This window comes from Paracoccaceae bacterium, assembly GCA_019454225.1.
Taxonomy (GTDB): domain Bacteria; phylum Pseudomonadota; class Alphaproteobacteria; order Rhodobacterales; family Rhodobacteraceae.
On record CP075370.1, the window covers coordinates 3,316,955 to 3,343,501 of the forward strand.

The 26,547-nt window shown below is 70.1% G+C and carries 26 protein-coding genes; 12 read left to right on the forward strand and 14 right to left on the reverse strand.

Annotated features, from left to right (window positions below):
- Positions 1-22: 22 nt before the first annotated feature.
- Complete coding sequence (locus tag KF887_15815; GenBank protein ID QYK40850.1) at positions 23-1,021, reverse strand: tripartite tricarboxylate transporter substrate binding protein; 999 nt, start codon at positions 1,019-1,021, stop codon at positions 23-25.
- 264 nt (positions 1,022-1,285) lie between these two features.
- Here KF887_15815 and KF887_15820 point away from each other — a divergent pair, with 264 nt between their 5' ends.
- Positions 1,286-2,224, forward strand: a complete 939-nt coding sequence (locus tag KF887_15820) for a LysR family transcriptional regulator (GenBank protein ID QYK40851.1) — start codon at positions 1,286-1,288, stop codon at positions 2,222-2,224.
- Between the two features lie 106 nt (positions 2,225-2,330).
- Positions 2,331-3,272: a ketopantoate reductase family protein gene (locus tag KF887_15825; GenBank protein QYK40852.1), complete on the forward strand. Its 942-nt coding sequence runs from the start codon at positions 2,331-2,333 to the stop codon at positions 3,270-3,272.
- 16 nt (positions 3,273-3,288) lie between these two features.
- Here the strand turns inward: KF887_15825 and KF887_15830 are convergent, their stop codons facing one another.
- Positions 3,289-4,143 (reverse strand): fumarylacetoacetate hydrolase family protein, encoded by an 855-nt coding sequence (locus KF887_15830; GenBank protein ID QYK40853.1) that lies wholly within the window; start codon positions 4,141-4,143, stop codon positions 3,289-3,291.
- A 120-nt stretch (positions 4,144-4,263) separates the two neighbouring features.
- On the opposite strand from KF887_15830, the gene KF887_15835 reads away from it, so the two are divergent.
- Positions 4,264-4,908 (forward strand): FadR family transcriptional regulator, encoded by a 645-nt coding sequence (locus tag KF887_15835; GenBank protein ID QYK40854.1) that lies wholly within the window; start codon positions 4,264-4,266, stop codon positions 4,906-4,908.
- A 3-nt stretch (positions 4,909-4,911) separates the two neighbouring features.
- Positions 4,912-6,027, forward strand: coding sequence for an AFG1 family ATPase (locus KF887_15840; GenBank protein QYK40855.1), 1,116 nt, complete (start codon positions 4,912-4,914; stop codon positions 6,025-6,027).
- Here the strand turns inward: KF887_15840 and KF887_15845 are convergent, their stop codons facing one another.
- From KF887_15845 to KF887_15865, 5 genes are read right to left on the reverse strand one after another with little or no spacing between them, the layout of a single operon-like run.
- Positions 6,028-7,512 carry a tripartite tricarboxylate transporter permease gene (locus tag KF887_15845; protein ID QYK40856.1) on the reverse strand — a complete coding sequence of 495 codons (1,485 nt, stop codon included), beginning with the start codon at positions 7,510-7,512 and terminating at the stop codon, positions 6,028-6,030. It abuts the gene before it with no gap.
- A gap of 22 nt (positions 7,513-7,534) precedes the next feature.
- Complete coding sequence (locus KF887_15850) at positions 7,535-7,987, reverse strand: tripartite tricarboxylate transporter TctB family protein (GenBank protein QYK40857.1); 453 nt, start codon at positions 7,985-7,987, stop codon at positions 7,535-7,537.
- 33 nt (positions 7,988-8,020) lie between these two features.
- Positions 8,021-8,998, reverse strand: a complete 978-nt coding sequence (locus tag KF887_15855; protein ID QYK40858.1) for a tripartite tricarboxylate transporter substrate binding protein — start codon at positions 8,996-8,998, stop codon at positions 8,021-8,023.
- A 53-nt stretch (positions 8,999-9,051) separates the two neighbouring features.
- Entirely contained in the window at positions 9,052-10,074 is a 1,023-nt protein-coding gene (locus KF887_15860; protein QYK43612.1) for a 4,5-dihydroxyphthalate decarboxylase, read from the reverse strand.
- Positions 10,047-10,790, reverse strand: a complete 744-nt coding sequence (locus tag KF887_15865) for a FadR family transcriptional regulator (GenBank protein QYK40859.1) — start codon at positions 10,788-10,790, stop codon at positions 10,047-10,049. Before KF887_15865 ends, KF887_15860 begins: the two co-directional genes overlap by 28 nt.
- A 427-nt stretch (positions 10,791-11,217) precedes the next feature.
- Here KF887_15865 and KF887_15870 point away from each other — a divergent pair, with 427 nt between their 5' ends.
- Positions 11,218-11,904 (forward strand): fumarylacetoacetate hydrolase family protein, encoded by a 687-nt coding sequence (locus KF887_15870; protein QYK40860.1) that lies wholly within the window; start codon positions 11,218-11,220, stop codon positions 11,902-11,904.
- Between the two features lie 12 nt (positions 11,905-11,916).
- Here KF887_15870 and KF887_15875 read toward each other — a convergent pair whose 3' ends face one another.
- Positions 11,917-12,597 (reverse strand): FadR family transcriptional regulator, encoded by a 681-nt coding sequence (locus KF887_15875; GenBank protein QYK40861.1) that lies wholly within the window; start codon positions 12,595-12,597, stop codon positions 11,917-11,919.
- 174 nt (positions 12,598-12,771) lie between these two features.
- Here KF887_15875 and KF887_15880 point away from each other — a divergent pair, with 174 nt between their 5' ends.
- The 7 genes from KF887_15880 (at position 12,772) to KF887_15910 (ending at position 20,034) form a co-directional block, all read left to right on the forward strand.
- Complete coding sequence (locus tag KF887_15880; GenBank protein QYK40862.1) at positions 12,772-13,686, forward strand: fumarylacetoacetate hydrolase family protein; 915 nt, start codon at positions 12,772-12,774, stop codon at positions 13,684-13,686.
- Positions 13,687-13,756: 70 nt separating this feature from the next.
- Positions 13,757-14,779: an ABC transporter substrate-binding protein gene (locus KF887_15885; protein ID QYK40863.1), complete on the forward strand. Its 1,023-nt coding sequence runs from the start codon at positions 13,757-13,759 to the stop codon at positions 14,777-14,779.
- On the forward strand, positions 14,779-15,588 hold the full coding sequence (locus tag KF887_15890; GenBank protein ID QYK40864.1) for an ABC transporter ATP-binding protein: 810 nt from the start codon (positions 14,779-14,781) through the stop codon (positions 15,586-15,588). Before KF887_15885 ends, KF887_15890 begins: the two co-directional genes overlap by 1 nt.
- Positions 15,589-15,689: 101 nt before the next feature.
- A complete protein-coding gene (locus KF887_15895) occupies positions 15,690-16,451 on the forward strand; it encodes an ABC transporter permease (GenBank protein QYK43613.1) in 762 nt (253 codons plus the stop codon).
- Positions 16,452-16,456: 5 nt separating this feature from the next.
- Positions 16,457-17,503, forward strand: a complete 1,047-nt coding sequence (locus tag KF887_15900; protein ID QYK40865.1) for an Ldh family oxidoreductase — start codon at positions 16,457-16,459, stop codon at positions 17,501-17,503.
- Positions 17,504-17,527: 24 nt separating this feature from the next.
- Positions 17,528-19,060 carry an AMP-binding protein gene (locus KF887_15905; GenBank protein QYK40866.1) on the forward strand — a complete coding sequence of 511 codons (1,533 nt, stop codon included), beginning with the start codon at positions 17,528-17,530 and terminating at the stop codon, positions 19,058-19,060.
- A complete protein-coding gene (locus KF887_15910) occupies positions 19,057-20,034 on the forward strand; it encodes a 2-dehydropantoate 2-reductase (GenBank protein ID QYK40867.1) in 978 nt (325 codons plus the stop codon). The genes KF887_15905 and KF887_15910 overlap by 4 nt, the downstream gene beginning before the upstream one ends.
- Here KF887_15910 and KF887_15915 read toward each other — a convergent pair.
- The 6 genes from KF887_15915 to KF887_15940 form a co-directional block, all read right to left on the reverse strand.
- Positions 20,028-20,975 carry an NAD(P)-binding protein gene (locus KF887_15915; protein ID QYK40868.1) on the reverse strand — a complete coding sequence of 316 codons (948 nt, stop codon included), beginning with the start codon at positions 20,973-20,975 and terminating at the stop codon, positions 20,028-20,030. The genes KF887_15910 and KF887_15915 overlap by 7 nt on opposite strands.
- Positions 20,976-21,141: 166 nt before the next feature.
- Complete coding sequence (locus KF887_15920; GenBank protein ID QYK43614.1) at positions 21,142-22,287, reverse strand: amidohydrolase; 1,146 nt, start codon at positions 22,285-22,287, stop codon at positions 21,142-21,144.
- Positions 22,287-22,829 (reverse strand): sarcosine oxidase subunit gamma, encoded by a 543-nt coding sequence (locus KF887_15925; protein QYK40869.1) that lies wholly within the window; start codon positions 22,827-22,829, stop codon positions 22,287-22,289. Before KF887_15925 ends, KF887_15920 begins: the two co-directional genes overlap by 1 nt.
- Positions 22,822-25,734 carry a sarcosine oxidase subunit alpha family protein gene (locus KF887_15930; protein QYK40870.1) on the reverse strand — a complete coding sequence of 971 codons (2,913 nt, stop codon included), beginning with the start codon at positions 25,732-25,734 and terminating at the stop codon, positions 22,822-22,824. The genes KF887_15925 and KF887_15930 overlap by 8 nt, the downstream gene beginning before the upstream one ends.
- Positions 25,724-26,056 carry a sarcosine oxidase subunit delta gene (locus tag KF887_15935; GenBank protein ID QYK40871.1) on the reverse strand — a complete coding sequence of 111 codons (333 nt, stop codon included), beginning with the start codon at positions 26,054-26,056 and terminating at the stop codon, positions 25,724-25,726. The genes KF887_15930 and KF887_15935 overlap by 11 nt, the downstream gene beginning before the upstream one ends.
- Positions 26,056-26,541, reverse strand: a complete 486-nt coding sequence (locus KF887_15940; protein QYK40872.1) for a hypothetical protein — start codon at positions 26,539-26,541, stop codon at positions 26,056-26,058. The genes KF887_15935 and KF887_15940 overlap by 1 nt, the downstream gene beginning before the upstream one ends.
- Positions 26,542-26,547 lie beyond the last annotated feature (6 nt).

The window sequence follows — 26,547 nt, forward strand, 5'->3', positions numbered from 1 at the left end:
CGCGCCCCCTGCCCCGCCGGCATCACTTGGCCAGGCCCACGGCGCGCATCAGGTCGCCGTAGAGCGTGTTGAGTTCCTCGTGCCGCTGGGCGATGCGGTCAACGCCGTAGTATTCGCTCTGCTGCATCTTGGCCTTGATCGAGTCCTGCCAGGTCTGGCTGGCCACGACCTTGCGCAGTTTGTCGTCCCACCAGACCGCAACCTCGGGATCGGTGCCCGGCGGCAGGGCAACTCCCCAGGACTGGCCGAACACGATGTCGAAGCCCTGTTCGACCGCCGTGGGCACATTGGTGTAGGGTTCGACATTCATCCGTTGCCCGGCCAGCACCGCAATCGGCTTGGCGCGTCCCTCGGTGATCAGCGGCACGCCCTCTTCCAGGGTCGCGAACACGCCCTCGACATTGCCGCCGAGGAAGGTCGAGATCGCGACCGACCCGCCGTCGAAAGGCACATAGGTCAGATCGACCCCGCCCTTCAGCATCAGGAGCGCGGTGGCGAGGTGGTCGGTGCCACCGGCCAGCGCGCCCGCGATGCGGATCTGCGCGGGCGCGGCCTTTGCCGCCTCCATGAACTCGGTCAGCGTGCTGTAGGGCGCCCCGGGCTGCACCATGAACACCAGGTCCGACTGGATGAAGTTGGCGACCGGCACGACCTTGTCGATGATCGGCTCGGTCCCCTGCATCATCGGCGTGGTGAAGCTCGACTGGTTCAGCGTCAGCAGCAGGTTCTCGTCGCCCGGGCGGCCGATGACGTAGTTGTAGCTGACCGAACCCGAACCGCCGGGGCGGTTCTGCACCACCAGCGGCACGTCGGTGATGCCTTCCTCGACCATGATCTTGGCGACGAAGCGCATGATCACGTCGGGCGACCCGCCGGGGCTGGCGCCGACCGAGATGTCGATCGGGCCCGAGGGCTGCTTGCCCTGGGCCATCGCCCCGGTGGCCGTGCCGAGGGCCAGGATGGCGGCCGCGCCGAGCGCGCGCGCCAGACGCGGTATCGAGATGCTGGACAGTGTGGTCATCGTGATCCTCCCATGGATTTCGCAGGAATGGCACAGTTACGACTGGGTACCGGCCGCAGTCAGGACGCCCCGACCTTCCGGGGCGGGCCATATGCCCGGCTGACCGGACCGTCGTCTGTCCGGGACCCTTGCGGCCCTCTTTTCCGCAGCCGAAAGATGCAGCCTGCGGCGCGTTTGACAATCAGTGAATGTTGCCAACTGCTTTGCGCATCCTGCAAAGCTGTACTATGCCTGGTTCAGGGTCCGGCACCGGGGGGGCGACGCATGGGACGGTCAAAGATCGTGGGCGCCCTGCCCCGCATGCCGCTGGAGGTGCTGCGCTATGTGGTGCTGATCGGCGAGCAGGGCTCGACCTTCGCCGCCGCGCAGATGGTCAACCTCACCTCCTCGTCGCTCAGCCGCAAGATCGCGCAGCTTGAGCACGAGTTGGGCCTTGCGCTGTTCGAACGGCACTCGCGCGGGATGCGGCCGACCGATGCGGGGCAACTGGTGATCGAGGCGGCACGCCATGTCATCGCCAGGATGGAACGGCTGGCCAGCGAGATCGACGACGGCGATGCGATGAACCGGGGGTTCGTGCGGGTCTTTGCGTCGCAGGCGCTGGTGGAACACATCCTGATGCCACGGGTGCTGCAACTGGGTGCCAAGTATCCCAATGTGAAGATCGAGCTGAATGTCGCCGCCGGGCGGCAGGCCGAGCGCGCGCTGGTCGAGGATGTCGCGGACTTCGCGCTGATCATCACGGTGCCCACACATCCCGACATCGACATCGTGGCAGAGCGGCGCAATCACGTCGTGGCGGTGGTGCGGCGTGACCATCCCTTCGCCGGTCGGACCAGCGTGGATCCGGCCGAGGTGGTGGCCACGGCCTTCGCCGCCCTGCCCGGCACCTATTCCAGCCGCCAGGCCTTCAACTCGCTGCTGCCCGACGCCATGAAATCCGTTCAGCCGCAGATGACGGCCAATTCGGTTGCCGCGCTCAAGGCCTATGCCCAGTCGGGGCTGGGCGTCGCGGTGGTGCCGGAACTGACGGTCTGGGACGATCCGGCCCATGCCGACCTGGTGGTCGTGCCGCTGGAGGGCGCCGAACGCACCGACACGCGGATGTGCCTGTGCCGGCGCCGGACGCGGATCATGGGCAGCGCGGCGCGCAACCTGCTGGCAGAACTTGCCGCCAGCTTTGACGAGATGCCGCTGCCATGACCGGATGCTGCGTTGCGGCATCTGCAACGCTGCTATGGTCATCCGGCGGTTCCGTGCCCAGAGTGCGCCGGGCATAACGCAAGTGCCGGGATGAGGGAGGAGAGCCATGGCAGGCATGCGGATTCTGGTTCTGGGTGCGGGCGGCACGGGCGGCTATTTCGGTGGCCGTCTTGCCGAGGGCGGGGCCGACGTGACCTTTCTGGTGCGCGAGGCGCGGGCGGCCGCGCTGCGCAGCAACGGGCTGCGCATCGCAAGCCAGTTCGGCGATGTGGCGATGCCGGTGCAGGTGGCCACCTCCGCCGATCCCGGCGGCGGCTATGACCTCGCGCTTGTCAGCTGCAAGGCCTACGACCTTGACGACGCCATCGGAACGCTGCGCCCCGCCATCGGGCCCGATACCGCGATCCTGCCGATCCTGAACGGCATCGCGCATCTTGACCGGCTGGTTCAGGTGTTCGGGGAGGCGGCGGTCATGGGGGGAACTGCCAAGATCCAGGTCACCCTTTCCCCTGACGGCGTGGTGCAGCACCTGAACGACTGGCGGTTCCTGACCTTCGGCGAACGCGACGGGCGGATGTCGGACCGGGTGGCGGGGCTTGCCGCCGAATGTGCCAGGGCAAAGGGCATGGTGGCCGAGGCGGTGCCCGACATCGCGCAGCGCATGTGGGAAAAGCTGGTGCATGTGGCCACCTCGGCGGGCATGACCTGCCTGATGCGCGCGAATGTCGGCGAGATCGTCAGGACCGAGCAGGGACGCGACCTGCTGCTGAACCTGCTGGCGGCCAATGCCGAGGTGGCAGCGCGCAGCGGACATCCGCCGTCCGAAGCCTTCATGGCGACCTATCGCGCCACCTTCTCGGACCCCGCGTCGCAGTATTCCACGTCGATGCTGCGCGACATCGAACGGGGCGCGCGCACCGAGGGGATGCATATCGTGGGCTTCATGGCGGAACGGGCGCGCGCGGCGGGCATCGCCGCGCCGATCCTCGACTTCGCCACGGCGCATCTTCAGGCCTATGAACAGCGGCGGCTTGCCGGGCGTCTGTGACGCCCGGCCCGCGCCGTCAGGCGCAGCGGTTCGCCAGCGTGCCGATGCCCGATATCGCGATCTCGACACTGTCGCCCGGCGCCAGGAACCGGGGCGGCGCCATGCCGATGCCGACCCCGGCAGGCGTGCCGGTTGCGATGATGTCGCCGGGCAGAAGCGTGATGCCCGCCGACAGCGTGGCGATCAGCGTCGGAATGTCGAAGATCAGGTCGCGGGTGTTCGCGGTCTGGCGCAGTTCGCCGTTGACGTGGCAAGTCACCTGCAGGTTCAGCGCATCGACCTCGTCCGCCGTGACGATCCATGGGCCCATGGGGCAGAACGTGTCCAGCGACTTGCCGAGGAACCACTGCTTGTGGTTGCGCTGCAGGTCGCGCGCGGTGACGTCGTTGACGATCGTGTAGCCCCAGACATGTGCCCAGGCATCGGCCCGGGCGATCCCGCGCCCGCCGGGGCCGATGATGACGGCCAGTTCGGCCTCGTAGTCGACCGAGCTGGTGATGCCGCCATGCAGGTCGATGGTGTCGCCCGGCGCGATCACCGTGCCCGGCAGTTTCGAGAACAGCGCCGGAAAGTCATCGACATCCTTGCCAGCGACGGCGCCCGCCTCGTATCCGCTGCGCGCGAATTCCCGGGCGTGTTCCCGATAGTTCTTGCCGACGCACATGATGTTGCGCGCCGGACGCGGGATCGGGGCGCACAGGCGCACGGCGGAAAGGGCCACCGTGGTCTCGGGCGCGGGCACCGGGCCCGCCGCCGCGATCAGCGCGATCATGTCGGAATGTCCGGGCGGCAGCAGGCCGATGCCTGCGCCATCGGGCGTCACGACCCCGAGGCGCCGGTGGCCCTGGTATTCGACGGTTGCGATCTTCATCCGGTCCTCCCTTGCCTGCGGGTGACGAGATACGGCGCCCGTCCCTGTTGTCAACCAGTTCGAAAATTGGTTGATCAATCGGCCGCATCGGCTATGCCTGATCCGCAAGGGAGAACGCGCATGGCCACCCCAGACCGGCAGGTCCGCGACCATCTGCTGTCCGTCATCGCCTCGGGCGCGCTGCGCCCCGGCGACCGGCTGCCGACCGAACGCGATCTCTGCGCCGCCCTGTCGGTCGGACGGGCAGCGGTGCGCGACGCGCTGGCGGTGCTGGCGGGCGAGGGCCGGGTGCTGCGCCGCGCGGGCAGCGGCACCTATCTGGCCGAACCGGAACGGTCGCCCCCCAGCCCCTCTCCGGCGCAGGTGATGGAGACGCGCCTGTTTCTCGAACCCCGGCTTGCGCATCTGGTCGCCGCCCACGCCACAGCCGCGGACCTGCGGCACCTGCAGGATTGCCTGGCGCAGGGCGGCGAGGCCCCCGACCTTGCGGGATTCGAGCATTGGGATGCAGCGCTGCACGCGGCCATCGCCCGGGCCGCCGGAAACCCGCTGATCGCGGCGGCCTATGACCTGATCACCCAGGCGCGGGGACGCGACGACTGGGGCGAACTGAAGCGGCGCAGCATGACGCCGGAGCGCCGCGCGCAGTATCAGGCCGATCACGCCGCCATCGTCGCGGCGCTGGTGCGGCGCGATGCGGACAGCGCCGAGGCCGCCATGCTGGCGCATCTGCATCGCGTGCGATCGAACCTGATCGGCCCCTGACGCATGCAACCGGAACCACGGTTTTCCCTGACCGAGGCCTATGACCGGCTTGTCGCCGCCGGCGACCGGCGCAACGACCCCGCGCAGCGCGCCGTGCTGGCCCGGATGGAGCCGTTCCGGATCGCACTGGAACGTGGCGGCCCGGGCGGGGGCTGGCTGTCGCGGTTGCGGCGCGACGGCGCGGGCCCGCAGGGCCTGTACCTCTGGGGCGGGGTCGGGCGCGGCAAGTCGATGATGATGGACCTGCTCCTGGCCATCACGGCGGTTCCCGGCAGGCGGCGGGTGCATTTCGATGCCTTCCTGCGCGACATCCACGCGGCCGTCCACCGTGCGCGGCAGGCGCGGCAGGACGATCCGCTGGGCCGCGTCACCGCGGATTTCGCCCGCGGCCTGCGGCTGCTGGCGTTCGACGAGATGCAGGTGCAGGACATCGCCGACGCCGCCATCGTCGGGCGCATCTTCGCCGACCTGTTCGCGGCAGGCGTGCGGATCGTGACGACCTCGAACCGCCCGCCCGAGGATCTCTATCGCGACGGGCTGAAGCGCGAGCTGTTCCTGCCCTTCATCGGCCTGCTGCGCGACCGGATGGAGGTCATCCGCATCGACAGCGACACCGACCACCGGCTGCACCGGATGGCGGGTGCCCCCGTCTATTTTCACCCCGACGATTCCGCCGCCACCGCCGCGCTCGACCGGATATGGACCGATCTTGCCCGCGGCCAGGCGCGACCCGTCACGCTGCGGGTGCAGGGCCGCGACCTTGTGCTGCCCGCCTGCCATGACGGCATCGCCCGCATGACATTCGCCGAGGCCTGCGGCACGCCCCGCAGCCCGGCCGACTATCTGGCGATGGCCGACGCGCTGCGTGTGCTGGTGCTCGACCATGTGCCGCGCCTGTCCGAGGGCCGCCACGACGATGCGCGGCGCTTCGTGACGCTGGTCGACGCCTTCTACGAGGCGAAGGGTCTGCTGATCATCGGCGCGGCGGTTCCACCCCAGGCGCTCTATCCCGAAGGCGAGGGGTCCTTCGAGTTCGCCCGCCTTGTCAGCCGCCTGCGCGAGATGCAGGGCGCGGACTGGATCGGGGCCGCGATCCGCGCCAGGCAGGACCCGGCCTGATCACGCGCGCCGCGCGCGCCTGCGCCGCACCGCGCCCAGAACCGGCAGGAAGATCGCAAAGGCCACCGCCGCCAGCAGGACCGCCGCAACCGGACGCTCGACAAAGATCATCGGGCTGCCAAAGGACAGCAGCAGGGCCTGCCGCAGCGACATCTCCATCAGCGAGGCCAGAACCAGCGCCAGAACCAGCGGCGCGCGCGGAATGTCGAACTTCATCATCAGCCAGCCCAGCACCCCGAAGAACAGCGCCATCCAGACGGTCGCGATGTCCAGCGTCGCCGCATAGGCGCCGACCAGCGACAGGCCCAGGATGCCGGGCGCCAGATAGACATAGGGAATGCGCAGCAGGGCCGCAAAGACCGGTGCCATCGGCAGGTTCAGGATCAGCAGGAACACATTGCCCACCAGCATGCTGGCGATCAGCCCCCAGACCAGCGCGGATTCCTGCGTCATCAGCTGCGGCCCCGGCCGGATGCCATGCAGGATCAGCGCGGCCAGCAGGATCGCGGTCGAGGCCGACCCCGGAATGCCCAGCGACAGCATCGGGATCGTCGCGCCGTGCGAGGCCGCGTTGTTCGCGGCCTCGGCGGCCGCCACACCGTCAATCGCCCCCTTGCCGAAGGTCTCGGGCGTCTTGCTGAAATTGCGCTCGGCCAGATAGGCCAGCAGCGAGGCGATCGAGGCGCCCGCACCCGGCATGATCCCCACGAACAGGCCGATCGCCCCGCCGCGGATCACCGAGAACCGGCATTTCGTCCAGTCCTCTGCCGTCAGCCACATGTCGCGCAGCCGGGTCCGGATCGGCTGCACGCTCTGCACCCGTTCCAGCGATGCCAGCACCTCGGCGATCCCGAACACGCCGATGGCCACGGGGATGAAGTCGATTCCCTTGAACAGGATCGGCTGGTCGAAACTCAGGCGCGGCGTGCCCGTCATCGGATCGACCCCGATCATCGCGATCATCAGGCCCAGCACGCCCGCCGCGATCGACTTGATCGGCGATCCGCCGAGGCTGCCCATCGCCAGGATGCCCAGCAGCGCCAGAAGGAAATACTCGGGCGCGTTGAACTTCAGGCCGAAACTGGCCAGCGGCGGCGTGAGCACCGCGACCGCCATGACCGAGCCCACACCGGCGATGAACGACCCGATCGCGGATATCGACAGCGCCGCACCGGCCCGCCCCTGACGGGCCATTGCATGGCCGTCGACCGCCGTCATCACCCCCGACGCCTCGCCCGGCACGTTGATCAGCACCGAGGTCAGCGTGCCGCCGTATTGCGCGCCATACATGATGCCCGCCAGCATCATGATCGCCGTCACCGGCTCCAGCCCGAAGGTCAGGGGCAGCAGCAGCGCCATGCCCGCCGAGGGGCCGAGCCCGGGCAGCGCCCCGACCACCTGGCCGATCAGCACGCCCAGAAAGATGAACAGCAGGTTCTGCGGCTCCAGCGCGGTCGCAAAGCCCAGAAGCAGTTGGTCGAACATCGTGACGTCCTCGGTTCCGGGGTCAGAAACCCAGCGGCTGCGGCATCGGCACCGAAAGCCACCGGATGAACACCGCATGGGTGAAACCCGCCACGATCAGCGCCGTGACAAGCGAGGGTGCGATCCGCTGGCGCAGCACCGCCAGCAGCATGAACAGGACGAACACGAACAGCATCGGCACAAAGCCGATGCGCGGCGCGCCGTAGGCAAGCGCGCACAGCGCGACAATCGTCACGACCACCCGCAACCCGTCGACCGGGTTGCGGGGGAAATCGACCTGCACGCTTTCGATGCCGCGTGACTGCGCCCAGAGCAGAAGCAGTGCGATGGCGGCACCGGTTGCCGACAGGATGCCCGGAAAGAACCGGGCGCCCGGCGTGAACCCGTCCCAGTAGTTCAGGCCCGCCGTTCCCAGGAACACGGCCCCGGCGACGGCCAGCAGGAACGCGGCCGGAATGGTCTCGATCAGGCGCATGGGCACTCTCCGGCCGGCCGGGTTGCGGGGCCGTTACTTGGCCAGCCCGATCCGCGTCAGCACGTCGCGGAACGTCTGCTGTTCGCGCGCGAAATAGGCGCCGGCCTCGGCCAGCGTGACCATGTCGCTGCGATAGAGGTTCTGCGCCAGCCAGGCCTGGAACGGCTCGCTCTGCGCGGCCTTCTGGAACTTGTCGGCCCACCAGGCGGCGACCGCCGGGTCAAGGTTCACGGGTCCGCCGACACCCCAGAACTGGGTATAGACCACGTCGACCCCCTGCTCGACCGCCGTCGCCACGTTCGCCAGGGCCTCTTCGGTCCGCCGCTGGTTCGAGAAGATGGCCAGCGGCTTGCCCGTTCCGGCGGTGATCATCTCGATCCCCTCGGACAGCGTGGCAAAGTGCAGCTCGACATTGCCGCCGAGGAAGGTGGCGCGCGCCGCGCCGCCGCTTTCGTGCGGAACGTAGGTCATCGTCGTGCCGGTGGCCGATTCCAGAAGCCCCGTCAGGATATGGTCGTTCCCGCCGGACGCGCCGCCCGCCACGCGCACGCGGCCCGGTTGGGCGGTCGCCGCCGCGACAACGTCCGTCAGCGAGTTGAAGGCGCTGTCGGGCGTCGTGAACAGCAGCAGTTCCGACTGTACCAGCGCCGCAATCGGCGTCACCTGGTCGATGACCGAGGGGGTGCCCTGCACGATGGGTGTGGTGAACACCGGCGAGGCCAGCATCAGCAGCGTGTTGGTGTCGCCAGGCAGGCCGAGCACATGGTTGTAGGCGTTCGAATGCCCGCCGCCCGTGCGGTTCTGCACCACGATCGGGTTCGGCACCAGGCCGGTTTCGTTCATGATCTGGGCGAAGGTGCGCATGATCACGTCCGGCGATCCCCCCGCACCCGAGCCCACGGTGAATTCGATGGGGCCCTCCGGCGCGCGCATCTCCTGCGCCTGGGCGCCACCTGCGGCAAGCGCCAGCACGAGCGCGGCACCAAACCGGGTCATGGTCTTCATAAGCATGGCAGTCCTCCCTTATTCGACGTTGGCAGTGATCGGTTCCTTTCCGGGCCTCCTCAGGTTCCCAGAACGGCGGGGTGAAACAGCTCGGCAGGCGCGACCAGGCGCGGCGCGAGGTGCTGCTCGACGGAATAGCGGCAGGCCGCCGCAATCTCGTCCTCGGCGCGGGCAAAGCCATAGGGCCAGTAGTCGGCCCCCATCGCCGCGCGCGCCCGTTCCATCGCGGCGTTCAGCCAGGGCAGCGACAGCCGGTTGGCCGACCCCAGCCAGACCTCGCGCAGCCGCGCCATGGCAACATCGCGCGCCGCGACGAAGGCCTCGTACAGCGCCATCGGCAGCCAGGGATGCGCCTCGGCCAGGGACCGGCGCAGCGCCACGATATGCATGATCGGGAAGAACCCGGTGCGGCGGTGCCAGGCCTGTTCGGCCGCCTCGAAATCGGGAAACACCCGCTCGATGCGCGGGTCGCCCGCCAGGAAGGCGCGCGGCGGGTTCGGCGCCAGAAGCCCGTCGATCTCGCCCGCCAGCAGCAGATCCTGCAGCGTCTCGCCATCGGCAATGGGCGTGATGCGCAGGTCGGGCGGCGGCGCCAGCGCCAGCCGCTCGCGCCGGATGCCCTGGTCCAGTGCCCCGGTGCGCCAGTGAACCGCCGTCGCAGGCACGCCGAAATCGTCCGCCATCACGCCCCGCATCCACAATGCGGCCGTCATCTGGTATTCCGGCACCCCCACCGCGCGGCCCGCGAAATCCGCCAGCGTCCCGATTCCGCTGCCCGCGCGGCGGTAGAACCCGTTGTGGCGGAAGGCCCTGCTGATGAAGGCCGGGATCGCCACATAGGCCGCATCGCCCCGCGCCACCTGCAGGATGTGGCTGGACAGCGAAAGCTCGGTCACATCGAACCGCGCCTCCTGCACCGCAATCGGGAAGAGCTGCGTCGTGGGCAGGACATGCGGTTGCACCACGACCCCCGGCACCGGTATCCGCCCGTCCAGCACGGGCATCACCCGGTCATGGTCCCAGGCCGCGACCGACAGGGTCAGGGGCGCGCCCGTCACGGGTCCAGCCTCGTCTCGACCGATTTCAGATGCCAGCGCATCGCGGCATGCGCCGCCTCCGGGTCGCGGTCGTCCAGGGCATCGACGATGCGGTCATGCTCGGCAAAGCTCGGGTGGTCGGCCGGCGGATGCGCCCCCTGCCGCCCCTGACGGCCCCAGGACACCATGCGCCGCAGCATGTTCAGCTGGTCGAACAGCGCCAGCAGCGCCATCGACCCGCTGGCCTGCGCGATCTGGCGGTGGAACTCGGTGTCCAGCGCCTCGTATTCGCGCCAGGATCCCGCCTCGCGCGACCGCGCCGCCGTCACGCGCAGCGCCGCGATGGCCGCCGCTGTTGCATGCAGCGCCGCCTCGCGGGCAATCGCGGGCTCGATCGCGGCACGGGCGCGCATGGCATCCGCGGGGCTGACGCGGCGGGCCAGCATCTCCATGTCATTTTGCGCCGATTGCGCGGGGGGCCGGGCCAGGAAGGTGCCCTTGCCGACATGGCGCCACAGCACGCCCTCGTCCACCAGCACCTCCAGCGCGCGGCGCAGCTCGGTGCGGCGCAGGCCCAGGTCGTCGCCCAGCCTGCGCTCGGGGGGCAGGCGGTCGCCCGCCTTCAACCCCTTGTCCAGAATGAACGCACGCAGATGCGCCAGCGCCGCGGTATCGGAAACCGACGGCTCCGGCGGGTCCGCCGCCGCCTCGGGCAGCGGGGTCTGCAGCGCTCTGGCCACGTCGGCAACCTCCCGGCTCATGTCGTGCCCTCTTGCTGGACCGGTCATATTGATCCGGATTGGTTGATGACAAGCGCGCGATCAACCGATTCTTTCGCATTGCGCGCCAGCCCTTCCCCCAGCGTCCGGCCAGGCGGCATGCGGCGGCGCGGCAAGACCGGCGGGCGGAACACCGGGGCGCCGCAGCCGTTGTCACACCGAACGCGTAAGACTTGTTCTTGAATTACAGCGTTTTACGCCTTGCGCGATATCACAGGCACGGCGTCGGCGACGCACCCCGCCTGCAGCATTCCCCACCCATCACGGGCCCGTCACCACCCAGATACCCCCCAAGGCCGCCCCCCTGACCATTTCCGCGATTGGTTTGGCGCGTTCATATTGATCCGGATTGATCGACCCGCGCCGCTATGCGACTTCTCCATCGAACCTGCACAGGAGCCACGAGTCGATGTCGTCGTTCGCGATCACCCCCCCTGCCACCGTCACCCTGCCTATTGCCGGGTCCGACTCCAGCTTTCCGGTGCGCCGGGTCTACTGCATCGGGCGCAACTACGCCGCCCATGCGATCGAGATGGGGCATGACCCGAACCGCGAGCCGCCATTCTTCTTCCAGAAGAACCCCGACAATCTCTATGTCGGCGATACCTTCCCCTACCCCGAACAGACCAAGGACGTTCACCACGAGATCGAGATGGTCGTGGCACTCAAGTCCGGCGGCCGCAACATCCCGGTGGACAAGGCGCTCGATCACGTCTGGGGGTATGGCGTCGGCCTCGACATGACGCGCCGCGACCTGCAGGGCATCGCCAAGGAAATGGGCCGCCCGTGGGAGATCGGCAAGGCGTTCGAACATTCCGGCCCGGTGACGGCCCTGCGCACCGCCACGGAAACCGGCCACCCCTCGGAAGGGCTGGTGCAACTCAAGGTAAACGGCAAGGTGCGCCAGACCGGCGACCTGAACCAGATGATCTGGAAGGTTCCGGAAATGATCTCGTATCTCTCGGACTACTTCGAACTCGCCGCAGGCGACGTGATCATGACGGGCACGCCCGCGGGTGTCGGCGCCGTGGTCCGCGGCGACGTGATGGAGGGCGAGGTCGCGGGCGTCGGCACCCTGACGATCACGGTCGTCTGACCCATGCCCCTGTCACCCCGCCAGGGCTGGCAGGACACGGTCTCTTACCGAGACAAGATGGTCGCGCATCCGTTGCGCGGCCAGCGTCGCGTTACGCTCCGCGATGGCGGCATAGATGCCGTCATGTTCGTCGAAACTGCGGTGGTCGCGCGGCGGCAGCTGGGTCGATCGCAACTGCCCCCAGACCGTCGAGCGGCGCACCACGTTCAGGATGTCGAACAGGTGCAGCAGCAGCTTGTTGTGGGTGGCCTTGGCGATGGCGTGGTGAAGGTTGTTGTCCCAGGCCTCATAGCTGCGCCAGTCGGCGGCCGTGCGGCAACGCCGCGTGCAGGCCAGGATCTCGGCGAAATCCGCCTGCGATCCGTACAGCGCGGCCAGCCGCGCCAGTTCGGGCTCGATCGCAAGGCGCGCGGTGATCACCTGTGCCGGGCTGGCAAGCTCGCCCAGAAAGGTCACGTCCTCAAGGTTGTGGATGGGCCGCGCCCCGATGAAGGTGCCGCGCCCGACGTGGCGCCAGATCAGGCCGTCGGCCTCCAGCTCGGCCAGCGCCTTGCGCAGCCCGCCGCGCGTGACGCCGAACTGATGGCACAGGTCGCGCTCGGGCGGCAGCCTGTCGGTATGGTTGAACCCGCCGCCGGTGATGTAGGCCCGCAGGCGGTCGGACAGGTTGGCCGGTGGCGTAAGCGCGTTCATGCGTGGCCAATTTCCGTATTGGTTCGTTGCCTGCGCCGCGTGATGGCGCGAATTGTGCTTGAAGACAAGCGGCATCACGCCAGATAATCGCGATAGCCGCAGGGAGACAGCGTCACCAATCGCGGACCATTCCCGGATTGGTAAGGAATTGGACCGGAAGGTCCGGGGGGAAAGATGAGACTTTCGACCGTCGAGATCGCGGGAAACCGCCATTGCGTTGCCTGCCTGTCCGGGGACCGCGTGCTGGCGCTTGCCGCCGCAGACGACAGCCTGCCCGCGATCCGCGCCAATGACATGACCGCCCTGATCGCCGGCTGGGGAGCGGCGCGCGGGGCGGTGGCGACCCTGGTCGCCAGGGCCGAGGCCGGAGAACTGGCACATGCCGTGCATCCGGCCTCGGCTGTCCGCTTCCTCGCCCCGATCCCGCGCCCCGCAAAGAATGTCTTCTGCGTCGGCCGCAACTATGCCGAGCATATCGCCGAAGGCGCGCGCGCCCAGAACACCACGGTCGCGGTGACCGAGGTTCCGGTCTATTTCACCAAGCCGCCGACGGCGGTGATCGGCGCCGCCGAACCGGTGCTGACCTTCCCCGCGCTCTCCACCCAGACCGACTACGAGGTCGAGCTTGCGGTGATCATCGGCACGCCCGGACGCGACATCCCGAAGGATCGCGCCCTCGACCATGTGTTCGGATACACGATCCTGAACGACATCACCGCCCGCGACGTGCAGCGCCGCCACGGCGGCCAGTACTTCAAGGGCAAGGGGCTGGACGGGTCCTGCCCGATGGGCCCGTGGATCGTCACCGCCGACGACCTGCCCGATCCGCAGGCCGTCGGCATCCGGCTCTGGGTCAACGGCGAGAAACGGCAGGACAGCACCACCGCCGCGATGATCTTCGACATTCCGACGCTGATCGCCTCGCTCTCCGAGGGGCTGACGCTGGAACCGGGCGACATCATCGCCACGGGCACCCCTTCGGGTGTAGGCTACGCCATGACCCCCCCGCGCTTCCTGACCGACGGGGACGAGGTTACCTGCGAAATCGACGGAATCGGGCGGCTCTCGAACAGGGTCCGCGCCGTATAGGGCCAGACGGGCCGCAAAGAGCCCGCCGCGCCGCACTTCACCATCGCACCATCCAGGGAGGAACTTCACCATGCTGACCAGACGGACGTTCGCAACCACATTCGCGGCGCTTGCCACCGCCACGGCGCTCGGCGCCGGGGCCGTCGCGGCGCAGGACATGACGAAGGTCACCTTCGTCCAGCCCAGCCCCTCGGCCATCAACTCGTTCAACGTGTTCGTGGCGATCGGCGAGGGCTATTTCGCCGAGGAAGGGCTCGACGTGACGGTCGAGGCGATCAACGGCTCGGGCGCCGTGCTTCAGGCCCTGTCCTCGGGCCAGGCGCAGTTCGGCCGCCCCGGCCCCGGCCCGGTCCTCGCGGCGCGCGGACGCGGCGTGGATGTGGTGTTCATCTACAACTTCGCCGCCCGCTCGAACTTCGGCGTCGTCGTCCCCAGTGACAGCCCCGTGCAGGCGCCCGCCGACCTGAAGGGCAAGGTCGTGGGCACCGGCACCGCCGACGGCGCCGAGGTGGGCTTTGCCCGCAACGTCCTGTCCGGCTCGGGCATGACGGAAGGCACCGACTACACCTTCCTGACCGTCGGCGACGGCGGCCCCGCCACCGCGGCGTTCCAGCAGAACGCCATCGCCGCCTACGCGGCCTCGACCGCCGATGCCGCGATCCTGAACCAGCGCGGCGTGTCGGTGCGCGACATCACGCCCGCCGAATATGCCCGCTTCTTCGGCAACGGCTTCATCACCACGGGCGAGCTGATCCGCACCAACCCGGAACTGGTGGAAAAGTTCGTCCGCGCGATCTGGCGGGGCCATGTCTTCGCGCTTGACGATGCGAACCGCGACAAGGTGCTGGCGCATATGGTGGCAGGCAACCCGCAGGAAAGCGAAGACCCGGCCTTCGCCTCGGCCCTGTTCGATGCCGTGCGGTCCAAGACCGTTCCGGTCGACATGTCCAAGGGCCTTGGCTACCAGCCGCCCGAGGTCTGGGAGGAATGGCAGCAGGTGCAGATCGCCGGCGGCGACCTCGCAGGCCCGCTGCCCGATCTGACCGCCGCCTATACCAATGACTTCACGCTGAAAGTGAACGGGAGCAACTGATGCAGGCTTCCGCAGCCATCGCGCTCCATGCCTATCAGCGGGGCGAGCCGGTCTATGAACTGACCAACGTGGGCAAGACCTATGCGCGCAAGTCGATCCACGCGCTGGAAGGGGTCGGCCTGACCCTGACCAAGGGCAGCTTCTCGGCGGTGATCGGGTCGAGCGGCTGCGGAAAGTCTACGCTTCTCAAGATCATGGCGGGTCTCATCCCGCCCTCGACGGGGCGGGTGGTGCTTCAGGGCCGCCCCGTCACCGGCCCGCGCCGCGACATCGGCATGATGTTCCAGCAGGCCACCCTGTTCCCCTGGCGGACCACGATCGAAAACATCGTGCTGCCCATCGAGATCCGCGACGGCAAGGCCGCCGCACGGGCCGCGCGCGACCAGGCGCGCACGCTTCTCGAACTGGTCGGGCTCAAGGGGTTCGAGGATGTCTATCCCAACGAACTGTCCGGCGGCATGGCGCAGCGCGCCTCGATCTGCCGGATGCTGATCACCGAACCCGCCGTGCTGCTGCTCGACGAACCGTTCTCGGCGCTCGACGAACTGTCGCGCGACTTCATGAACATGGAGCTGCAGCGCATCTGCATGTCGCGCGAGGCGACGGCCTTCCTTGTCACCCATTCGATCCCCGAGGCGGTCATCCTGTCCGACGTGGTCTATGTGATGAAGCCGCGTCCCGGCCGCGTGGCCGAGGTGGTGCCGATCGACCTGCCGCGCCCCCGCACGCTCGACATGATGACGACACCGAAATTCAGCGCCCTGGTCGACCAGATCCGCGGGCGCCTGGACAAGGAGGCCTTCCTGTGACGAACCTCGAACGCATTGCCGACGCCAACCCGGCCTCGGGCGACGATACGGTCTGGATCGAGGAGACCCCGCTGGTCGACCGCATTCCGGCCTGGATCCAGATGGCCTTCGTCTTCGTCGTGTTCGTGGCGCTGTGGGATCTGGTCACGCGGTTCCAGTTCGTGTCCCCGATCATCCTGCCGAACCCGTGGGAAACCTGGCGCGACATCCTGTTTGTCGGCAACAACCTGCTGTCGGGCGGCTACATGCTGCCCGCGCTGTGGATCACCCTGAAAGAGGTGTTCTACGGCTTCCTTCTGGCCATCGCCATCGGCTTCACCCTGGGGGTGATCGTGGGCGAAACCGCCTTCGGCGAACGGGCGATCATGCCCTATCTCGTCGCCATCGACACGATGCCCAAGGTGGCCTTCGCGCCGCTGTTCGTGGCCTGGCTCGGCTTCGACATCGACAGCAAGGTGGCGCTTGCCGCCTTCATCGCCACCTTTCCCATCGTGGTCGGCACCGCGGCCGGGCTGCATGCGGCAGATTCCAATTCGCGGATGCTGTTCAAGACGATGGGCGCCTCGCGCTGGCAGACGCTGGTGAAGATGAAGCTGCCCACCGGCCTGCCGCAGATCTTCACCGGCCTCAAGATCGGCGCGGTCGGCGTGATGGCGGGTGCCATCACCGGCGAGTTCCTGGGCGGGGGCAAGGGCTTTGGCGAACTGATCCGCACCGCGGCCTCACAGCTCAACACGCCGCGCGTGTTCTCGCTGATCCTCTATCTCAGCATTGTCGGCCTCGGCCTCTATGCCTTCGTGACATGGGTCCAGCGTACCTTCGTGTTCTGGCACAAGGACCGCGTGATCCGCGGGGCGGACTGATCCCGATGACCCTGGCGATCCCGGCAGAACGGCTGGCCGATTTCGCGGCGACGGTGTTCGGGCGCCTCGGCGTGCCGGAACCCGACGCCCGCGCGGTGGCGGCGCTGATGGTCGAGGCCGATGCCCTGGGCTACGACACGCATGGCCTGTTCCGCCTGCGCCAGTATGTGAACCGCCTGAGGGGCGGCGGCTGCAACCCCGCCGCGCGGCCCCGGGTGCTGCGCGAAACCGCGGCCACCGCGCTGGTCGACGGCGACAACGGGCTGGGCCATCTGGCCATGCGCATGGCCACCGACCTGGCCATCGCCAAGGCGCGCGGGGCAGGCATCGGCTGGGTCGGGGTCTGCGGCGGCAACCATGCCGGACCGGCCGCGCTCTATGTCAGGCCGCAGGCGGCGGCGGGCATGATCGGGCTCTGCGCCGCCGTGGGCAGCGCGAACCATGTCGCGCCCTATGGCGGCTCCGACCTGCTCCTGGGCACCAACCCGGTCGCCATCGCGGCGCCCTCGGGCGGCGACGATCCCTTCGTTCTCGACATGGCGACCACGGTCGCCGCCGTGGGCAAGATCAAGACGCTGGCGCAGCGCGGCGAGGCGATGCCCGAAGGCTGGATGATCGGTCGCGACGGCAGGCCGCTGACCGATCCGAACCGCCGCGACGAAGGCTTCCTGCTGCCGATCGGCGGCGCCAAGGGCTATGGCCTCTCGGTGGCCATCGGCCTACTGGCGGGGGTGCTGAACGGGGCGGCCTTCGGCTCGGACGTGGTCGATTTCACCACCGACCGCGCCAGCCCCACCAACACCGGCCAGTTCGTCGCCGCCATCGACATCGCGGCCTTCACCGACCCCGCCGCCTTCCAGGCCCACGCCGCCCGCGCCTTTGCCGAATTCCGTGCCTCGCCGCCGCTGCCGGGCCACGATCCCGTCCGCGTGCCCGGCGACGGGCGCGAGGCGCGCCGCGCCCGCAGCATGGCCGATGGCGTGCCGATCCACCCCGCGCTGAAGCGCGAACTGGACGCCATCGCGGCGGAATGCGATCTGTCGCCCGTCTGACCGCCCATCCCCGGAGACCCGACCATGCAGGACACGCTTGCAGCCCTTCTTGCCGCGCATTCGCCCGATGCCCCCGCCCTCGGCGCGCCGGATCGACCCTGGCTGACCTATGGCGGCCTGCGCAGCCTGACCGAGACCACCGCCGCCGCCCTGCACGCGGCCGGGATCGGGCGTGGCGACCGGGTGGCGATCGTGCTGCCGAACGGGCCGGAGATGGCGGCAGCCTTCGTGACCGTGGCGCAGGCGGCAACGACCGCCCCCCTGAACCCCGCCTACCGCCGGGAAGAGTTCGATTTCTACCTGTCCGACCTGCGCGCCCGGGCCATCCTGCTGCCCGAGGGGATGGAGGGCGCCGCGCTCGACGCCGCGCGGGCGCATGGGCTGGCCGTGCTGCGCGTCGTCACCGACCCCGCCACGCCCGCCGGAACGTTCACCCTGCACGCCGAGGGCGCCGCCGGGGCCGCCCCCGACACCGCCGCACCGGGCTCCGATGACGTCGCGCTGATCCTGCATACCTCGGGCACCACCTCGCGCCCCAAGATCGTGCCGCTGCTGCAATCGAACGTCGCGGCCTCGGCGCGCCACATCATGGCCTCGCTGGCGCTGACCCCCGGCGACCGCTGCCTGAACATGATGCCGCTGTTCCACATCCACGGCCTCGTCGCGGCCGTGTCCTCCAGCCTGGCCGCCGGCGCCTCGATCTGGTGCGCCCCGGGCTTCGACGCGCTGCGCTTCTTCGGCTGGCTCGATGCCGCGAAACCCACCTGGTATTCCGCGGTGCCCACCATGCACCAGACCATCCTGTCCCGCGCCGCGCGCAACGCCGGGATCATCGCGCAGAACCCGCTGCGCTTCATCCGCTCGTCCTCGGCCAGCCTGCCCGCGCAGGTCATGGTCGAACTGTCGCAGACCTTCGGCGCCCCCGTGATCGAGGCCTACGGCATGACCGAGGCCGCGCACCAGATGGCCTCGAACCCGCTGCCGCCCCGGGCACAGAAACCCGGCTCGGTCGGCATCGCCGCCGGGCCGTTGCTGCGCATCGCGCATGAGGTGGAAAACCGCCTGCTCGACGGCGGTGTCGGCGAGGTGGTGATTTCCGGTCCCAATGTCACCCCGGGCTACGAGGGCAACCCCGACGCCAATGCCAGGAACTTCTTCATCGCCGATGACCGCCGCTGGTTCCGCACCGGCGACCAGGGCAGCCTCGACGGCGAAGGCTACCTGTCGCTGACCGGGCGGCTGAAAGAGATCATCAACCGCGGCGGCGAAAAGGTCAGCCCGCTCGAGGTTGACGGCATCCTGATGGATCATCCCGCGGTGCAGCAGGTCGTGACCTTCGCGATGCCGCACCCCAGGCTGGGCGAAGAGGTCGCCGCCGCCGTGGTCCTGCGCGAGGGGATGCAGGCCGACGAGGCCGCGATCCGCCGCTTCGCCGCCGAACGGCTGGCCGATTTCAAGGTGCCGCGCCGCGTGGTCATCCTGGCCGAGATCCCGAAGGGCGCCACGGGCAAGCTGATGCGCATCGGCCTGGCCGAAAAGCTGGGGCTGACCGCATGAAGATCTGCATCTTCGGCGCGGGCGCCATCGGCGGCTACATGGGCGCAAGGCTGGCGGCGGCGGGCGCCGATGTCAGCCTGGTGGCCCGCGGCCCCCATCTGGCCGCGATGCAGGCGCGCGGCCTGACCCTGATCGAGGACGGCGCCGATCCCGTCACCGTGCCCGTCCGCGCGGCCGAGGACGCCCGCGACCTCGGCCCGCAGGATTATGTCATCGTCACGCTCAAGGCCCATTCGGTGCCCCCGGTGGTCAACCGCATCCTGCCGCTTCTCGGCCCCGACAGCACGCTGGTCAGCGGTGTCAACGGCGTGCCCTGGTGGTATTTCCACCGCCACGGCGGCACCCTGGAAGGCACGCGCCTGGCCAGCGTCGACCCCGGCGATGCGCAATGGAACGGCTTCGGGCCCGACCGCGTGCTGGGCTGCGTGGTCTATCCCGCCGCCGAGGTCACCGAACCCGGCACCATCAGGCATATCGAGGGCAACCGGTTCTCGCTGGGCGAACCCTCGGGCGAAACCAGCGCGCGCGCCACCGCATTGTCAAAGGCGCTGGCGGCGGCGGGCCTCCGGGCGCCGGTGCGGCCGCGCCTGCGCGACGAGATCTGGGTCAAGCTCTGGGGCAACCTGTCGTTCAACCCGATCTCGGCCCTGACCCATGCCACGCTCGACGTGCTCTGCACCGATCCGGGCACCCGCGCCGTGGCCCGCGCGATGATGGTCGAGGCGCAGGCGATCGCCGAGTCGCTGGGGGTGAAATTCCCCATCGACGTCGACCGCCGCATCGACGGCGGCGCGGCGGTGGGCGCGCACCGCACCTCGATGCTGCAGGATCTGACCGCCGGGCGACCGATGGAGATCGACGCACTGGTGGCCTCGGTCGCGGAACTCGGCCGCCTGACCGGCACGCCCACCCCCGCCATCGACACGGTGCTGGCGCTCGTGCGCCTGCGCGCGCGGGTGGCCGGGCTTTACTGACCCCCCGGCGGCCCGGCCGGTCGGGCGGCAACCATCGCGGCGGCCAGCGCGCGGCCGCTGTCAAGGGCCGCGCCGGCCCCGGTGCCCAGGCACCAGTCGCCGCACAGGCCGATGCCTGCGCCCCCGTCCCAGACATGGCTCTGCCCCAGCGCGACATCGGTGAACCCGAACCGCCAGCGATGGCCGTGCAGGGCCAGCGGCGCCACCGGCCGCAGGCCCGCCTGCGCAAGGGCTTCGGCCAGCAGCATCCGCGCGGCCTCGTCCCTTTCGCGTTCCAGATGGGCCGCCGACCATGCGGCGCCTGCCTGCACCACATAGCGCGCGGGCCCGCCCGACCGGCCCGGCTTGGCATTCTCATGCACGATGCGCGCAACCGCGCTGTCGGGCCACTCGACCAGATCGGCCGCCAGCGGCAGGGGCGTGCCGAAGGCCGCCATCGCCGCCCAGCATCCCCGCATCGACGCCGCGCCGATCGCCCCCGCCACCGCCAGCCCCCCGCACAGCCGCAGCGCCTGCGGCTGCGGGATGGCCAGCACCACGGCCCCGGCGCGATGGGCAAAGCCCTGCCCCGCCACGATCCAGCCGCCGCCGTCGCGCATCAGGCCCGTCGCCTCGGCCTGCACCGAAACCTCCAGCCCGGCGGCAAGCGGTGCGACGATCCCGCTCATTCCCGGCAGGCCCGTGAATCCGCCCTGCCATTCCGCGGCCGCCCCCGCCGCCGCCGCCTGCCGCAGCCAGCCCGCAAGGGCGTCGCCTTCGGGGCGCAGCACCACCCCGCCGTGGTCATAGGCGCCCTCGGCCGTCCGCCGCGTGGCCAGCCGCCCGCCCAGACCCCGGCCCTTGTCCAGAACCCGCACGCGCCATCCGGCCGCGGCCAGACCCTGCGCGCAGGCCAGCCCCGCCATGCCCGCCCCCACCACCACGACCGACCGTTCCGACATCCTGCCCCCCCTGCCCGTGCCGCCGCAGCTAGGCCCCGCCGCGCCCGCGTCCAGCGCCGGGCGGCCCGGTTCCGGGCAAGACGTTGACAAACCCTTAACGCGCGGGGGTCAAGCCCTTGATATCGTTGGTTCCGAAAAATGTCCCATCGTGGGACGCCACGCCGGGCTAGCCCAGGATATCGGTGATGACCTGCTCGAAGATGCGCGCGCCGGGGGCGATCAGGGCGTCGGGGAAATCATAGTCCGACGCATGCAGCCGGGGGCAGGCCTCGCCCGCGCCCAGGCACAGCATCGCCGACCGCGCCACCGACCCGAACCGCCCGAAATCCTCGGACGCCCGCATCGGCAGGTCGCCCGCCGACAGCGGCAACCCCAGCACCCGCACCGCCGCCGCCAGCCGCGCCGTCGCATCGGGATGGTTCGCGCAGGCCGCGAAATCATCCGACCAGCCGATCGTCAGCCCCAGCCCCGCCGCCTCGGCCTCGGCCCGCGCCAGTTCCACCGCCGCCGCCCGCAGGTCGTCCATGCCCTCATCCGTCAGCGTCCGCAGCGTCGCCCAGACCTCGGCCACACCGGGCGCGATCCCGAAGGCAGGCTCGCCCAGCCGGGCATGCGTCACGGTGACCAGCCGGAACGCCGCGTCCAGCGGCCCCTCGGCCCCCAGCGCCGCCAGCCCCGGGATCAGCCGCGCCACCGCCAGCCCCGGCGACAGCCCCGCGCCCGGTTCGCTGGCATGCGCCGTGCGCCCCGCCAGCCCGACCTTCAGCCCGACCGAGGCACAGTTCATCGGCCCCGGCTTCAGCCAGACATGCCCCAGCGGCATCCCCGGCATGTTGTGCAGCGCGAAGGCCCAGTCGGGCGAGATCCCGGCAAAGGCAGGATCGGCGAGCACGGCGGCGGCACCCGACCCGTCCTCCTCGGCGGGCTGGGCCAGCAGCACCACGCGCCCCGAGGCCGGTCGCCGCCGCGCCAGCAGGCGCGACAGCCCGGCCAGGATCGTCAGATGCCCCTCGTGCCCGCACAGATGCGCGACACCCGGCACCTCGGACACCCAGTCGGCGCGCCCCGTCTCGGGGATCGGCAGCGCATCCAGTTCGGCCCGGATCATCACCGTCGGCCCGGGCGACGGTCCGTCATAGACCACCGCAACCCCATGCCCGCCCAGCCGCTCGATCACCCGCGTCGGGCGCGTCGGCGTCACCATCGCGACAAAGGCCGCGGCCGTCGCCGCCTCCTGCCCCGAAAGCTCGGGGCGCCGGTGCAGGGCGCGACGCCAGTCGGTCAGTTCCGCGATGTCGGTGTTCGACAGCATCATCGCGGCAGCGCCGCCCGCGCCGCCACGCGGGCCATCGCCTCGGCCAGTTCGTGCCAGGCGGTGCGCGCCATCGACCGGAACGTCATCAGCCGGAACCCGTCGCTTTCGCGCCACAGGATCAGCGGCATGTGGTTCAGCGCCGACCGCGCCGCAGTGCCGGGCGGAAACGCCGCCTCGCGCAGATCGAGCGCCACCAGCCGCGCCAGCACCGCCCCGGCCTCCGCCCCGGTCAGCGACAGGCAGACCCAGCCGTCGGACTGGTCGGTGATCGCCGCCGCGCCCTCGCCGCCCGGCGGGGGAACCGCCCCCACCAGATGGGCCTGATCGCGTCCGGTCCAGACCAGCCGCAGATCGCCCGCCGCCGACACGCGGTTCGGCGCCGGAAACGGCAGGTCCAGCGGCGACAGCCAGATGTCGGCCGAAGCCCCGGGATAGAGCGCAAGGCAGGTCACCGGTCCGGGGTCCACCAGGGCAAGGGTCACGCCGCCCTTGTCCAGCGGTGCCGCATCCAGCGGCGCGGTTGCGATCAGGTCAGCCACGCATCTTCCCCCCGTCCGGATCGTGGAACACCGGATGCACCACCTCGCACATCACGTCGATACCGCGCAGATGATCGACCAGCCGCACCGGCCTGCCCAGACGCGCCCGCCCGTCGCGCAGGAACCCGAGGCCCAGCCAGCCCCCCAGCGTGGGCGAATAGCAGACCGACGTGACATAGCCCTGATCGTTCTGGCGCACCGCCGCATCGCCGGGCGTGAACAGATGCGCACCGGCCACGATCGCCGCATCCGGCACGGGCCGCAGCCCCACCAGTTGCTCGCGGTCGGCTCCGCTCAGCCCCGGGCGCTGCGATGCGGCCTTGCCGATGCAGTCCTTCCGGGCGCTGACCATGCCCTGCATCCCGATGTCGAAGGCCGTGGTGCGGCCGTGGATCTCGGCATGGGTGATGAACCCCTTCTCGATCCGGAGGACGTTCAGCGCCTCCATCCCGTAGGCGCCGCCGCCCAGCGTCTCGGCCCGTGCCACCAGGTCACGGAACAGGCCCGCGCCGAACCGCGCGGGCACCGCGATCTCGTATCCCTCCTCGCCCGAGAACGAGATGCGGAACAGGCGCCCCGCCACCCCCATCACCGTGACCGGGATCACCCCCATGAACCCCGGCACCTCGGCGATGCCCAGCGAGGCCAGCAGGTCGCGCGCGCGCGGCCCCGCCACCGCGAACTGTGCCCAGTGTTCGGTGACGCTGGAAAACCGCAGGTGGAATTCCGGGCAGAATGCCTGGTGCACGAAATCCAGATGCCGCATCACCTGGCCGGCGGCAGCCGTGGTCGTGGTCATCAGCCAGTGATCATCCGCCAGCCGCGCGGTGGTCCCGTCATCCATGACAAAACCATCCTCGCGCAGCATCAGGCCATAGCGCACGCGCCCGACCGGCAGCGTCGAGAAGGTGTTGGTATAGACGAAATCGAGGAACCGCCCGGCATCGCGGCCCTTGAGGTCGATCTTGCCCAGCGTCGACACATCCGTCACGCCCACTGCGCCGCGCACCATCGCGACCTCGCGGTCGCATGCGTCGCGCCAGGTCGTCTCGCCGCTGCGGGGGAAGTAGGACGGGCGATACCACAGCCCCGCCTCGATCATCGGTGCGCCCCGGTCACGGCTGGCCTGGTCGCTGGTGACAAAGCGCTGCGGCGCGAACCCCTCGGCCCTGCCCCCGGCCCCCATGGCGGCAATCGACACGGGCGCAAACGGCGGGCGGAAGGTGGTGGTGCCGGTTTCCGGAATGCCGCGCCCCGTGGCCTCGGCCAGCACGGCCAGCGCCACCACGTTGGATGACTTGCCCTGGTCGGGGGCCATGCCCTGCGTGGTGTAGCGCTTCATGTGCTCGTTGGCGGCAAAGCCTTCCTGCGCCGACAGCCGGATGTCCTTGACCGTCACGTCATTGGCAAAGTCGACCCAGGCCCGCCCCCTGCCCTCGACCGCCCAGAGCGGCGTCACGGCCGCCGCGGCGTCCTCGGCGGCGGGCAGCGGCACCTTCGGCACCTTGCGGCCCAGGGCGGCCAGCGCGACACCGGCGGCCGCGGCCCCCTCGGCCAGACAGGCGGCGGTGGACCCGGCGCCATTGCAGGAACCGGCCGGCGTCATCCCCGGCACGCCGCCCGGCGCGGGCACGAAGGCCGCGATGTCGTCGCGCCAGACCGGCCGCGCGCCCAGGTGGCTGGACAGGTGGACGGTGGGGTTCCAGCCGCCCGAGATCGCCAGGCAGTCGGCTTCGATCCGGTGCTCGCCCCCGGGATGCGCGATGGTGACGGAACGCAGGCCCGTGCGCCCCTGCGTGGCCACCACCCGGCCGCCCGGATAGACCGGCGCATCGGCATCGCGCGCGGCATCGGGGCGGGGGTCGATGATGGCTGCCACCTCGACCCCGGCGGATCGCAGCACATCCGCCGTCGCCCGTGCGTCATCGCCGCCGAACACCGCGACCCGCCTGCCGGGGCTGACCGCCCAGCGGTTCACATAGGCCCGCACGGCACCGGCCAGCATCACCCCGGGCCGGTCGTTCCCCGGATGCGCGACCGGACGTTCCAGCGCGCCCGCGGCCAGCACCGCCTGGCCCGCAACGATGCGCCAGAAGCATTCGCGCGGCAGGTCGCCGCCCGGCGCCACATGCAGGCCCGACCGTTCCAGCGCCCCCCAGGTGCCGTGGTCATAGGCCCCGGTCACCGTGGTCCGCGTCATCACCCGGACATTCGGCATGGCGGCCAGTTCCGCCGCCACCGCCGCCGCCCATTCGGACCCGGGCCGCCCGTCGATCATCCCGGCATCGGCCAGCAGCCGCCCGCCCGCCATCGTGTCCTGCTCGGCCAGGATGACGTCGGCCCCGGCCCGCGCCGCGACCAGCGCCGCCATCAGCCCGGCCGGGCCCGCCCCGATCACCAGAAGGTCGCAGAACGCCCAGCACTTTTCATAGGGGGCGGTGTCATGGCGCCCGGACAGGCTGCCCAGGCCGGCCGCCCGCCGGATCACCGGTTCGTACAGCCCTTCCCACAGGCGGCGCGGCCACATGAAGGTCTTGTAGTAGAACCCCGCACCCAGGAACGGGTGCAGCAGATCGTTCACCTCCATCACGTCGAAGCCGAGGCTGGGCCAGCGGTTCTGGCTGCGCACCGCCAGCCCCGCGTAAAGCTCCTGCACCGTGGCCCGCACGTTGGGTGTCTGTTGCCCATCCTCCAGCACCGCGACCAGGGCATTCGGCTCCTCCGGTCCGGCCGTCATCACGCCGCGGGGGCGGTGATACTTGAAACTGCGCCCGAGAACCCGCACCCCGGCGGCCATCAGCGCCGAGGCGACGGTGTCGCCCGCAAAGCCGGAATAGGCCCGCCCGTCGAAGGTGAAGGGCAGGCTGCGCGTGCGGTCGATCAGGCCCCGCCCCTCAAGCCGCATCGCCGTCTCCCTTCGTCTTGCGTTTCGCCCGGGCCGGCGGCGGCGCATCGCCGCCCCGCGCCGGAACCGCGGGCATCACCAGGTCGACCGCATGCACCGCATGGGTCACCGTATCGCGCCGCACCCGCAGCCACTGGCCGCAGCCCTGCTCGTGATACCACAGGTCCACGGTCGGCCCCGCCGGGTTGTCGCGCAGGTGGACATAGTCGTGCCAGGCATCGGGCGCCGCATCGGCCGCGGGCCGGGCCAGCCAGTCGTCGGCCCCGTAGTAGTAGAACTCGCGCCGGTCGCGCGGGCCGCAAAGGGGGCAGGTCAGTCGCATCAGGGGGCCTCGCAATCGGCATCGGGCACGCGCGCCAGACGGTAGGTGACGGCGACACCCGGCACCTCGGCCAGGTCGGTCGCGCGCGGGCAGGCCGACCGCGGGCCGACCAGCAGGAAATCGGTGGTGAACTCAAGCATCCCGGCGTCATCCCGGGTGATCGTCAGGGCGCCGTCGCCGGGGCATTCGGTCACGCACAGGACAGCACCCCGGTCGCCGTCGCAGAACAGCCCCTGCTCGAACGCCCGCCCGCCCAGACCGTCGCGGCCGGCATGGCCCTGATCGGCCAGCGTGACGTGGAGCATGGCATGGAAACCCACCGCCGGACCGTGGTTGACCGACAGGTGCATGGTCCTGACGACTTGCGCCGGATGGCTGCGCAGGTGGGCGGCGTCATAGTCACGCGCATAGCAGCCGTCATCGGGCCATCCGGGCGACGGCTCCTCAAGGGCCGCGAGCATGAACAGAAGCGCGAAAGCCTTCATCGCTTG